Origin of the sequence: Rhodanobacter sp. K2T2, from assembly GCF_013408815.1 — a bacterium.
Classification (GTDB): Bacteria; Pseudomonadota; Gammaproteobacteria; order Xanthomonadales; family Rhodanobacteraceae; genus Rhodanobacter.
The window spans coordinates 36,791-49,073 of the sequence record NZ_JACCCA010000007.1 but is presented as its reverse complement, the minus strand read 5'-3'; the positions used below and the strand labels follow the sequence as shown (position 1 = coordinate 49,073).

The 12,283-nt window shown below is 62.6% G+C and carries 10 protein-coding genes; 5 read left to right on the top strand and 5 right to left on the bottom strand.

Annotated elements, in window-relative coordinates; translation table 11 throughout:
* Positions 1–20 precede the first annotated feature (20 nt).
* The 3 genes from HDE78_RS12370 (at position 21) to HDE78_RS12360 (ending at position 3,119) form a co-directional block, all read left to right on the top strand.
* A complete protein-coding gene (locus HDE78_RS12370) occupies positions 21–1,013 on the top strand; it encodes an FAD-dependent oxidoreductase (RefSeq protein WP_179479900.1) in 993 nt (330 codons plus the stop codon).
* Positions 1,014–1,155: 142 nt separating this feature from the next.
* Positions 1,156–2,088 (top strand): alpha-L-glutamate ligase, encoded by a 933-nt coding sequence (locus HDE78_RS12365; protein WP_179479898.1) that lies wholly within the window; start codon positions 1,156–1,158, stop codon positions 2,086–2,088.
* The gene (locus HDE78_RS12360; protein ID WP_179479896.1) at positions 2,085–3,119 is read left to right on the top strand and encodes an LLM class flavin-dependent oxidoreductase; all 1,035 of its coding nucleotides are present in this window, start codon (positions 2,085–2,087) and stop codon (positions 3,117–3,119) included. The genes HDE78_RS12365 and HDE78_RS12360 overlap by 4 nt, the downstream gene beginning before the upstream one ends.
* 207 nt (positions 3,120–3,326) lie before the next feature.
* Here the strand turns inward: HDE78_RS12360 and HDE78_RS12355 are convergent, their stop codons facing one another.
* Genes HDE78_RS12355 through HDE78_RS12345 form a run of 3 tightly spaced genes read right to left on the bottom strand, consistent with a single transcriptional unit; the run spans position 3,327 to position 6,850 of the window.
* Positions 3,327–4,943 (bottom strand): diguanylate cyclase, encoded by a 1,617-nt coding sequence (locus HDE78_RS12355; RefSeq protein WP_179479894.1) that lies wholly within the window; start codon positions 4,941–4,943, stop codon positions 3,327–3,329.
* Positions 4,944–4,967: 24 nt separating this feature from the next.
* A complete protein-coding gene (locus HDE78_RS12350; RefSeq protein WP_179479885.1) occupies positions 4,968–6,458 on the bottom strand; it encodes an ATPase domain-containing protein in 1,491 nt (496 codons plus the stop codon).
* Positions 6,455–6,850: a hypothetical protein gene (locus HDE78_RS12345; RefSeq protein ID WP_179479883.1), complete on the bottom strand. Its 396-nt coding sequence runs from the start codon at positions 6,848–6,850 to the stop codon at positions 6,455–6,457. The genes HDE78_RS12350 and HDE78_RS12345 overlap by 4 nt, the downstream gene beginning before the upstream one ends.
* A 241-nt stretch (positions 6,851–7,091) precedes the next feature.
* On the opposite strand from HDE78_RS12345, the gene HDE78_RS12340 reads away from it, so the two are divergent.
* On the top strand, positions 7,092–8,801 hold the full coding sequence (locus HDE78_RS12340) for an FAD-dependent oxidoreductase (RefSeq protein ID WP_179479881.1): 1,710 nt from the start codon (positions 7,092–7,094) through the stop codon (positions 8,799–8,801).
* Positions 8,798–9,103: a UBP-type zinc finger domain-containing protein gene (locus HDE78_RS12335; protein ID WP_179479879.1), complete on the top strand. Its 306-nt coding sequence runs from the start codon at positions 8,798–8,800 to the stop codon at positions 9,101–9,103. The genes HDE78_RS12340 and HDE78_RS12335 overlap by 4 nt, the downstream gene beginning before the upstream one ends.
* 63 nt (positions 9,104–9,166) lie before the next feature.
* On the opposite strand, the gene HDE78_RS12330 is transcribed toward HDE78_RS12335, so the two are convergent.
* Both HDE78_RS12330 and HDE78_RS12325 read right to left on the bottom strand, forming a co-directional pair.
* Entirely contained in the window at positions 9,167–9,835 is a 669-nt protein-coding gene (locus tag HDE78_RS12330) for a glycosyltransferase family A protein (protein ID WP_179479877.1), read from the bottom strand.
* Between the two features lie 251 nt (positions 9,836–10,086).
* On the bottom strand, positions 10,087–11,400 hold the full coding sequence (locus HDE78_RS12325; protein WP_179479875.1) for a carbohydrate-binding protein: 1,314 nt from the start codon (positions 11,398–11,400) through the stop codon (positions 10,087–10,089).
* Positions 11,401–12,283 lie beyond the last annotated feature (883 nt).

Here is a 12,283-nt window from a genome sequence, read left to right as displayed (position 1 = left end):
TTCGCATCAAGGTTCAACGCATGCAGCACGACCTTAATACCCACTCGCCGCAAATCGCCATCATCGGAGCCGGTATGGCCGGCATCAGCTGCGCACACGCGCTGCAGCAGCGCGATTTCGCCGTCACGTTATTCGATAAAAGCCGCGGCATCGGCGGCCGCCTCGCCACGCGACGCATCGAAGGCGGCGACAGCTTCGACCATGGCGCGCAGTACATCACCACGCGCTCGGCCGATTTCAGTGCTTTAATCGACAGGCTTCGACACGACGGCGCTGCGGACGAATGGCAGCCGCGTCTGGGCATCGACGCGGCGCATCACCCGTGGTTTGTCGGTACGCCCGGCATGAGTGCGCTGCTGAAACCGCTGGCGGAAAAGCTCGAAATCCGCCTCAGCACCACAGTGAGCACGCTGGAGCGAAGCGGAAATGCCTGGCAGCTGCAGACGGCCGATGGAGCACTGTTCGAATCCTTCGACGTGGTGATCAGCACCGCGCCGCCCGTGCAAACGCGTGCGCTTTTTGCAGACGACGCGTTAATGCAAACCTCGCTCGATGCGGTACGCATGGCGCCGTGCTGGACCTTGATGATCACGTTTGCCGCGCCGCTCGATGTGGACTTCGACGCGCGCCGTTTCGACACTGGCGCCATCTCCTGGCTGGCACGGCAGGCGTCACGGCCTGAGCACGGCGGGAATCTCCACGCCTGGGTGGTTCATGCGGGTGCCGAGTGGAGCGCCGAGCATCTGGAGCTGACGCCCGAGCAGGCGGCAGGAGCGATGCAGCGGGAGCTGGCTCGCGCCGTTGGTCAGGCATTGCCAGACACTATCGCCGCCCAGGCACACCGCTGGCGCTACGCGATGACCACGCAGGCGCTTGGCCAGCCTTTTCTCACCAACACCGATCGCAGCCTGTTCGCCGGCGGCGACTGGTGCCTTGGCGCGAGTGTGGAGTGCGCATACCAGAGCGGCGCGGCTATCGCCGAAGCCGTCTCGAAGAGGCTGCGCACCGACTGAGCGCGCAGCCGCACGACTTTTATTCTGTCTGACGAAACAGCGAATACCGCGGCAAATGGCCGTCCAAATATCGCTGTCGGTTGACAATCCGTACCGCTCGTGTCGACCATGGGCGTCTGCTTAACTGAAGAATTCACCTCCCATGTCTAAACAGCCCTCCCTGGCGATCGTTTACGAGCACCCCGAGTGGTTCAAGCCACTTTTCGCCGCGCTGGATCGCCGCGGCGTCGGTTACCAGGCCTTTCCCTTCGAAAACCACCAGTTCGACCTTGCCGACAGGCACGCACCGGCACCCGTGGTGTTTAGCCGTTTGGCCATGAGTTCGTTTTTGCGCCAGGACGAGCATCCGATTTTCTACGCGCAGGCGTTGTATGCGCACTGGGAGTTGAACGGCGCGCACGTGATCAACGGCAGCAAGGCGCTGGCGATCGATGCTAACAAAGCACGGCAGCTGTCGGTGATCCAGTCGCTGGGGTTGGATATTCCCGCCACCCGTGTAGTGCACCGGCAGGCGGATATCGTGGCGGCAACCGAAGGCCTGCGCTTTCCGGTCATCGTGAAAGTGAACATCGGCGGCTCGGGCGCCGGCGTATCGCGCTATGACAGCGTCGACGAACTGAAGCAGGCCGTGGCCAACGACCGCGCGCCCAAAGGCATCGACAGCGTGCTGCTGGTGCAGGAATACGTACCGGCGAAAGACAAGCACATGGTCCGCATGGAAACGCTAGACGGCAAATTTCTCTATGCGATCTCGCTCAACACCGACGGCGGCACGTTCGACCTTTGCCCTGCCGACGTCTGCCTGATCGACAAGCCCACCGTCACCGTGCAGGAATTCAAGCCCGATGCGCAGGCGATCAAGGCGGCCGAAGCCATTGCGCGAGCGTCGGGGCTGGACATCGGCGGCATCGAATTCATGATCGACGAACGCGACGGTGCGCGCCGTTTCTACGATATCAACGGGCTATCCAATTTCGTCGCCGATCCGCTCCACGTGCTGGGCTGGGACCCGCACGAAAAGCTGGTCGACTATCTGATCGACGTGATCGCATCCAAGCAGGAGAAGGCAACATGAAGTACGGATTCTGGGCCCCGGTATTCGGCGGTTGGCTGCGCAATATCCGCGACGAAAACATGGAGGCGAGCTGGGACTATCTGAGCAAGCTGTGCCTTCGTGCCGAGCAGATTGGCTACGACCTCACCCTGGTCGCCGAACTCAATCTCAACGACATCAAGGGCGTCAACGAACCGGCGCTCGACGCCTGGTCCAGTGCGGCCGCGCTGGCCGCAGTGACGAAAAAACTGGAGATCATGGTCGCCGTGCGGCCGAATTTTCATCAGCCCGCGCTGTTCGCCAAGCAGGCCGCGAATATCGACCGCATCTCCGGCGGCCGACTCGCGCTCAACGTGGTGTCGTCCTGGTGGGCCGACGAAGCAACGCAATACGGCCTGCAGTTCGATCAGCACGACGACCGCTACGGTCGCACCAACGAATGGCTGCAGGTGGTCGACGGCCTATGGACACAGACGCCGTTCAATTTCAGCGGCGAGCGCTACCAGCTGAAGGACGCGATCTGCGAGCCCAAGCCGATCTCTTCGCCGCGTCCAACCATCTACGCCGGCGGCGAATCCGAAGCGGCCAAGACGATGATCGCCCAGCGCTGTGACGCTTACGTCATGCACGGCGACGAACCGGCCTTCATCGCCGAAAAAATCGCCGACATGCGCGCTCGCCGCGAGCGCGAAGGCCTGCCGCCGATGATCTACGGCATGGCGGCTTACGCCATCGTGCGCGATACCGAGGCCGAAGCGCTGGCCGAGGTCGAACGCATTACCGCGCTGGACCCGGAAGCCGCCGGCTTCGCCAACTTCGAGCAGTGGCTCTCCGGCACCCAGCTGGAGCGCGAGATGAAGATCAAGGAATACTCGGTCTCCAATCGTGGCCTGCGTCCGGGTCTGATCGGCACGCCCGAGCAGGTGCGTGCGCGCATCGCCGAATTCTCCGCGATCGGCCTCGATCTGCTCCTGCTGCAGATGAGCCCGCAGCTGGAAGAAATGGAACGTTTCGCCGCGCAAGTGATCTCACCCTCGACGTTGGCTGCCTGAAATATCTGAAACAGACGGCACGTGGTTTTGGCCGTCGCCTTAGGCGGCCGCCACCGCGTTCGTGCCGGTCCAGAGGACAATAACGCTCGATACTCCAATACGCTCGCGTCGGCCCTGTAGCCGAGCCGCCTGGCGAGGCATCGCGTGGATATCGTGCATGCACCTGCGCACGACGAAAAATGGCGATGCCATCGGCGTTGACAAGAGCTATGCGGCTGCGGGGAAACTATCTATCGGCAGGGTCACGGTGAATTCGCTGCCGAGATTGCGTCCAGCGCTGTGTCCCGTGACCGTGCCGCGGTGTGCCTCCACCAGCTCGCGCACCACGGCCAGCCCAATGCCGAGTCCACCGCTGGAACGATCGAGCGCGCGCGCATCCTGCATGAACAGGTCGAAGACATGCGGCAACGCGTCGGGCGAAATGCCGATGCCGTTATCGGACACGGTGATCGCCATCGCCTGCTCTCGCACCACCAGCACCAGCGAAACCTTGCCGCCTTCCGGCGTGTATTTCGATGCGTTGTCCAAAAGATTGTTGAATATCTGCGTCAACCTGACGCGGTCCCCGTAAAAATGCAGCGGCGCAGACGGCAGCTCAATCGTCATCTGCTGCCCTCTTGCTTCCATTGCGGGACGGCAGGATTCGATCGCCAGACGCAGTACGTCGATCATTTCCACGTTGCTGCGCTCCAGCCGCAGCTTGCCCGTGCTGATGCGCGAACCATCGAGCAGATCGCCGATCAGTCGCGACATATGCGTCACCTGATCGTCGATGATCACCTGCAGACGCGCCAGCGACAGCGCGTCGTTGGTTCGCCGATCGATCAGCAGACTCGCCGCCAGACGTATCGGCGTAAGCGGATTGCGCAGCTCGTGCGCCACCATCGCCATGAATTGGATCTGCTGGCGGTGTGCCTCGCGCGCGTGCAGCTCCAGCTCCTGCGCCGTGAGTGCAGCCATCAATAACTTTTCGTTGGCATCGCGCAGATCGGCCAGGCGATCGGCTTCCTCGACCGGCAGCGATTCGCGACAGATCAGCGGCATCAGTGCCGAGCGCGGTCCAGGCTCGCTCGTTGGCGCATCATCATGGAACTGGTATCCGCCGGGCCCTCTTTCCTTGGAACGATACATGGCCACATCGGCACGATCGATCAGGGTGGCCATGTCCAGTCCGTCTTCCGGATACAAGGAGATGCCGATGCTGGCGGAAAGCTGCAGGCGCACCTCACCGACCGAACTGGGCAGCGCAATGGCCGCCAGCAGCATCTCGGCGATACGCGCCGCTTCGGAAGCCTGAGCAACCTGGGTCAGCAACACGAGGAACTCGTCACCGCCGTGCCGGCTGACGGTGTCGCCATCGTGCAGCACCGACTCCAGGCGGCTGGCGACCACCTGCAGCACGGCGTCGCCACCGGCATGGCCGAGCGTGTTGTTGATGGTTCTGAAGTGATCCAGATCGAGAAAGAGCACCGCCAGGCGGCTGTTGCGCTGACTGGCGATGGTCATCGCCAGGGTCAGGCGATCGAACATCAGCGCACGGTTGGCCGTATACGTCAGCGCATCGCGCTGGCTGGAATAGGTCAGCTCGGTGAGATTGGCCACCGCGGTTTCCGCGATGGATTCGGCATTGAGTGCGGCCAGCATCAGTCGACCGTTGGCCTCGAGCAGTTGCGTGATGCGATTGCTGCCGATCTCCATGCGCACGTCCACCAGTTCCTGGCGCAGTTTGACCAGATCCGCCCGCAGGTCATCGGCCTGCCCGTTGAGTAACGCCACTGTCTGCGCGGCTTCAGCAACGGTATGCGGATCGTTTCGGTCGGTCACGACGTCGACGGCATGATGCTGTACTTATCCATCGTCGGCGCCGGATGTCGGTCCATTCAAACCGCTGCGGCTGCGCGTGGGCCGACCGCCCAGCAAACCCTCGTAACCGGCCAGCATCTCGTCGATCTGGATGCCGTCATCATCGATATGAAAAAGATGCAGCGCATTGGAATGCGCACTGGCGCGAATTTTTACCACCGCCATCACCCGCTCCAATCGACCCTCCAGTTCGATATACCGCTGCACGACGATAGCGTCGGTGAGAAACGCCGTACCGTAGGGGCTGAAGCGCAGCTCGTTGTAGCGATCCTCCAGTTCGGAGGTCATCAGTACGGTGACGCCCGTATCGGTAAGCGAGGAAACCAGCCGCGACAGCGACTCGCGAAAATCCTCGCGAAACGTCGGCGCCAGCGCCAGCTCGAATCCCGACAGCGAATCGATCACCACACGGGTCGCCTTGAGGCGGCGGATCTCGGCGATCAGCTGCATCGCAATTTCGTCGACCGACAGCGCGAGGGATCGGGTATCGATGATGCCGATCCGATCGCTCTCGATCAGATCGGCCAGCACCCGCCCACGCGATTGCTTGGGACGCTGTTCGAACGCAGCGATGACGCCGGTTTCCCCGGCCCGTGCGCCTTCGGCCAGAAAAGCCGATGCCAGAATGCTCTTGCCCGAACCCGATGGCCCGGCGACCAGCAGCGAGTACCCGCGCGGCAGGCCGCCCCCCATCATCGCATCGAGTTCGGGCACACCCATTTTTACCCGTTGATCAGCCTCGAGCGCAGGCTGCCAGTCGGTCAGCGGTGCCAGCACCGGCGGCGCGAACACCTGAATGCCGTTCTCCGTGATGCGAAACGTGTGCAGACCAGGCAGTGACGGTTGCCCGCGCATCTTCATGATCTCCATCTTGCGTACCATCGAATTGCTCTGCACGCTCTGACGCAGCCAGATCAGCCCGTCGGCTACCGTGAATACCGGGCTGGGATCGTCATCGCTGAAGTATTCGCCAAGCAGGAACGTAGTGGCCTGCCAGCTCGTCATCAGCATGCCCAGCTGCTGCACGAATTGCTGCAGGCTGATGAAAGGATGGCGATCGCCCTCCCCGGCGAGGATGACCGACCGAAACGAATCCACAAACACCAACGAGGGGCCGTACGCCTCGACCTTGGCAACCACCCGCGCCAGCACCTTGGTCAGATCGCCAGTAGCCGTTTCTTCGGCCAGATTGATGAAGTGGACCGACTGACTGACTTTTTCCGTATCGAAAAAATCGAACTGTTGCTGATAGCGGAACATCTTCAGCGGCGGCTCGCCGAGCACGGTGAAATACAGCGCTGGCCGCGTAGGCGTGGCCAGCGCAAACATGATCTGGTGCGCCAGCGTGGTCTTGCCCGATCCCGGCGGCCCGGCGATAAGGTTGAAGGAAAACTCCGGCAGACCGCCGCCGAACACGTCGTCCAGTCCAGGTACTCCCGTGGCAAGGCGATTGATGATGGCTTTGACCTTGGTCATGGAGCATTGTCCTTCGCGGCATCGCCGCTGGATGACTTGTCCCACACCGAACGCAGCAGACGCTCGAACAGCGAGCCGCCGATCAGGTGGATAAGAAGATCGTGGAAAGTGTGTAGCAGCGAGATCGTTGCCGCCAAGGCCTCCGCCGGCGTCTGTTGAGACAAGGCGGTTTTCAGACCCTCGAATTCGCCGGGGCGCAGCGAACCCTCGTATGCGGTCACGAGACAGGGATGATCGATCAACGTGAGATACAGGCTGCGCTTGTAAAGGGCCGCAACGCCGGGCTGGCCGATGATCGGCGCCAGCGCCACGTCGACGTCCTTCCAAATCAGAAGTGCCTCGGCGGCGACGCTTGCCGCATCCGCAGCTTCCCCTACTCGTCTGGCAAGCATGGCTTGGATACCGTGTACGTCATTCGGCATCGGTAGCCCGTAGAACACGCGATAGCGCGTGCTTTGCGCCCCTATAGTACGCGCTAATCCATTTCTACAGGGCGCTGGATTTTTCAGCGCTGCAGTGTCGAGGAAGCGCGCCGCTCCGTGCACGCCGCCACCCGCCGCGGCTCGCTTCCATGCTTGCCAGCCTGAGGTGCTCGGGCGAGACTGCCGATACTCTTCAGCCTTTGGGCAATACATGAGTCTGGCCGAAACCCGGCGTGATCAGCTGTTCCCTGCGCTATGCGCCGTGCAGATCGCGGTGGCACAGCGCTTTGCGACGGCGCCGCCGCAGAAATTCGAGCCGGGCGAGACGCTCTACGCGCTTGGCGAGCGCCATGCGCCGGTATTCATCGTCACCACCGGCGAGGTCCTGGTCAACCGCGGCCATAGCAGCGGTGAGGATCAGCTGATCGCCACCTTGCCGATCGGCGGCATCACCGGCGAAGTCAGCCAGCTCGGCGGCCGTTCGGCGCTGGCCGAGGCGCGCGCGGGTGCGAACGGCTGCGAGGCATTGCGCTTCGATACCCACCAGCTGCGCGCGCTGATCGTCGGTTCGGCGGAAATTGGCGAAATCATCATGCGCGCCTTCCTGCTGCGCCGTACGGCGCTGATCGCCGAAGGAGCCAACACGCTGCTCGCCGGTCGACCCGGTGAGCCGGCGCTGGTGCGGCTGCAGGGTTTTCTCACCCGCAACGGCCACCCCTATTCGTTGCTGGACGTGACGGACGGCGGCGAAGGCCAGGCGCTGGCCGAACGGTTCGGCGTACACGATGACGACCTGCCGATCGTACTTTGCCCCAATGGCTCGCTGCTCAGGCATCCCAGCGAAGTCGATCTGGCCGCCTGCCTCGGCATGACACCGGAGCTCGACCCCGACCGCATCTACGACGTGGCCGTGGTGGGTGCCGGCCCGGCCGGACTGGCGACAGCGGTTTATGCAGCGTCGGAAGGCCTGTCCGTGCTGGTGCTGGATACCCGCTCGTTCGGCGGACAGGCCGGCGCGTCGGCCCGCATCGAGAACTATCTGGGTTTTCCCAGCGGCATCTCCGGCCATGCGCTGGCCGCGCGCGCATTTACCCAGGCGCAGAAGTTCGGCGCCGAAATCGCTATTCCGGTCACCGTAAGCGCATTGGAATGCGGCGGCGACCAGCGCCAGCCAGGCGATCCATTTACGCTGCGGCTGGAAAGCGGCCTCGGCGTGCAGGCGCGCAGCGTGGTGGTGGCATCGGGCGCGCGCTACCGGCGCATCGACATCGAGAACCTGAGCCTGTTCGAAGGCGCCGGCGTGTCGTACTGGGCGTCGCCGGTGGAAGCCAAATTGTGCGAGGGCGAGGACATCGCCCTGGTCGGCGCCGGCAACTCGGCGGGACAGGCGGTGGTTTTTATGGCGCCCCGGGTCAAACACCTGCACCTGGTGATACGCGGTGAATCGCTGGAGGCGTCGATGTCGCGTTATCTGATCGAACGTATCACCGCGCTACCCAACGTCACCCTGCATACGCGCACCGAAGTCATCGCGCTGCAGGGCGAGGTGAGCAGCGGCTTGACTGGCGCCAGCTTTCGCCATCGCGACACCGGCGCCGAATGGACCAGCCCACTGCGACACTTGTTTTTATTCGTAGGTGCGGATCCCAACGCAGCCTGGCTGGAAGGCTGCAACGTCGACGTGGATGCGAAGGGCTTTATCTGCACCGGCCAGCCCGGTAACGGCCGATTGTGGTCGACCGTCGGGCGTGAACCGCTGGCGCTGGAAACCAGCATGCCCGGTATATTCGCCATCGGCGACGTGCGCGCCGGTTCCACCAAGCGCGTCGCGGCGGCTGTCGGCGAAGGTGCCCAGGTCCTGGCCGCCCTGCATCAAGTGCTTGCCGCCACGCCCGCCAAACAGTCGGAGTCTGCCACATGAGCGATTACTGCAAACATATCGCCGATATTGCCGAGGTCACGCCGCAGACGCTGGGCTGCGAGGAGTGCCTGAAAAACGGATCGACCTGGGTGCATCTTCGACTGTGCCGAACCTGCGGCCACGTCGGCTGCTGCGATCAATCGCCGGGTCGCCACAGCACCGCGCACTTTCACGCCACCAAGCATCCGATCATCGAAGGCTACGATCCGCCAGAGGGCTGGGGCTGGTGCTTCGTCGACGACACCCTGGTCGACCTGCCCGACCAGACGCCACAGACAGGCCCGATACCTCGATACGTATGACAGACGGTCGATGAACTAGAGCGGCCATACTTGGATTGGGACGTATAGACGTCCATGCAACGGCTAAAAAAGCGGCCTATCGTTTTTCGGCGCACTCACATCCCGCAGCCTGTTTTGCGTGATCGTATCCGCATGGTCGCGATGATAAACGTACGAACGATCGCGCAGCTTGCGGCTGCGAACGCCGACGACGACCAGCTTTTTCACCAGCGCCGAGTCTTCGGCATAGCGGATTTCGGGAAAGCCGCCGACCGCCACAATGGCTTCACGCCGGACCACGATCATGCCCACCCCCAGGCAGCGGTCGACATGAATCATCTGGCCGGGATGGTGTCGGCACGGCACCAGCGGATCGCCCACGACGCGCATTGGCGATATCCACATATCCACCGACGGATCGGACTCGATCGCCTCCCGGCGACGCGCCAAATGCGAAGGCTCGAACTCGTCGTCGCTGTCCAGAAACGCGACCCATGGTGCGCTGGCCTCGGCCAAAAGGCGATTGCGCGCCACCGACTGACCGCCGTTTTCATGCCGCCAGCAGCGCACGCGCGGATCGCTTGCCTGCCAATCGCACAGCAGCGGCCAGGTGTCGTCGGTCGAGCCGTCGTCGGCCACCAGCAGCTCCCACTGCGACTCGACCTGGGCAAGCACAGACGCGATCGCGCGCCCGAGCAGCGCGGCGCGGTTGTAGGTCGGCATGATGATCGAGAAAAACGGCGGCGCGGGCATGCATCGGATCGTAATGGCGAATGCCGTGAGCAAACGTGAATGCGTCTTTCTGACGCACAAGTGAAGCCGGATCTGCTTACAGGCGTGTCCGGACTCGAATGATGCGCCTTCATTTCACCCAGAGAACGACGCTCAACAAGAACGCCCGATGCAGGAGAATGACAATCTCCTGCATCGGGCGTTGTGATTTCATCCTATTTTCCCCATCGATAGCCGCGCCTTGCGCGTGGCTATCGATGGGGCAACCGCGACTAGCGACCGAGATCCTGCAGGAACCGATTGGTGTACTGCAGCGCGGTGCTGCCGCTGACCGAGTTGCAGGTCGGCGAGGCATAACCGGAATTGCTCGAGCACGGCGTATCGCGATCGAGCGACCAGAAATGAATACCGGCCAGCTTGTTGCTCACCGCATAAGAGGTCAGCGTGTCGACATCGGTCAGCGAGAACACTTCGCTGGAGACGTCGTTGACACCCACCATCGGCGTCAGCTCGATCTGACTGGCAGGGATACCGTACGTGTGCTGCAGGTTCTGCACCGCCTGGATGGCCGACTGGCCCATATTGCAGACACCGTTGGCCACCACACACACGCCGGCGCTGGGGCCGCCGAAATCCATCACCATCAGGTTGATCGTGTAATTGCTGAGGTTGGCGCTCTTGATCGACTTGACCACCATGTCGCCGAGTGAGTTGAGCCCGCCGTAGCTACCGTCCGATGCCGCCAGCGTCGCCAACGTGAAGGAGAAGCGCAGGTTCGGATACAGCGTGTGCGCGTACGCTACCTCGGTGACAAGACTGGTGATCTGCGCCTGCGTCTGGCCACCCTCGATATCGAAATCGACGCCCACCAGATGCGATGAGTTGTAGGTCGACAGGAACTTCGCCATCCCCGCTGGCGTGGAGCAGGTGAACGTACCCGCCTGGCCGCCGGTGGAAACCACATAGTTGAGCCCGGCGTTGGCCAGCGCCTGTACGTTCGCGCTGGCAAAGCTTGCCGCCGGAATGCCGCCCCAGTTTTCGCTGCCGCATTCACCCGACGCGAAAGCCAAGGTAATCGCACCGAGGTTGGGTTCGGCGGTCGATACCAGGCTGCCGCTGCCCACGACGGGAATCGCCGTACCGGTCACCGCTGTCTGCATGACGTTGGTATTCCAGTTGAGATTGATGGTCACGTCCTTGTATGGGCTGAACAGCAAGCTGCCCGGCGCAGGGGCCGGCGCTGGAGCCGGTGAAGGCGCCGGCGACGGTGCAGGTGCAGGTGCAGGTGCAGGTGCAGGCGCCGGTGCCGGCGCGCCACCGCTGCAGGAACCCTGCGAGGTCCACGGCTGACCAGAGCCTGCGCCGCCGCTGTTGGTCGCCGGGTCATTGCCTTGCGTCCACCAGTTGGCGACGTAGTTGACGCCGTTCTCGCTGGCGGTGTTGCCGCCGGTATAAACCTGCGACGCACTCCAAGCTGCGGCGCAGCTGGTCGCGCTCGCGGCGTGCACCGACTGCACCGGTGCCGCGGCCAGCAGCGCCATGGACAGACCGGTAGCAGCAACGCTGCCGAATGCTCCTAATGCCATGCGTAAACACTTGGCGGGCTGTTTTACAAAAGGTGACGGGGGTTTGAGTGACATGTCGTGCTCTCCGGATGGGCCTGCATCAATTCAAGTGAATTACCGAGGCAGTTCACGGCCGCGATCCGATCGGCCATGGGGGATAGGCGCCTCATTGCATCCATGCACGCTACCGCTTGTTATGCGTGGAATATGTCCTGTGATAGGCCTAAATGACAACGTTGTCTATTGGAAAAAATCCCATCTGTGACCGCGCATGTGAATTGCTGCGAAGCACCAGCGCAGCGCTGTCGTTGTGCCGTGCGCTTTTTATTTTGCTGCTGGTGCGATATGTCGTAACGCCACGTCGCGGCGCCGCTCGTTTGCCGACGTATCGCGCTGCAACAGTGATGAGTCGCCATCGGAATGGCTCGCGATTTTTAGCTGCCTAGTCGACGCGGGCATCTGCTGAAAAAATGTCGAAGACAAGGCGGTCGGAACACGCATCGCGGGTGACGCACCGTGGATCGTCGGAACCGTGAGCGTCCTTTACCGATATCGGCGAACAAGAGAAAGTGGATTGCGACAATAGATGACAACGTTATCTAACTCGCGTCATCGCGATGCCGCGGCAAAGCGTCCGGCGCCACCGGCAGGCGGACTCCGTCGAATACGAGCGCGCGTTCAACAGCCAGGATGCTTCATACGCATTGTCGACGCGGCATCGCCGGTGTCCGCACTGAGAGCCGGCTCTATATCTTCACGTGGCCTGCGCCACGAGTTGTTGGCGCGAAGGTCGAGAAAGAACGAGGGAATGGACGTCCGCCCACGACCGAGTGGTGACATAGAAAGGCAGGCAAACAGACCCAGCACTTCGCGCGGCCTGGCCCGGAGCGCGCCGAACACAGAC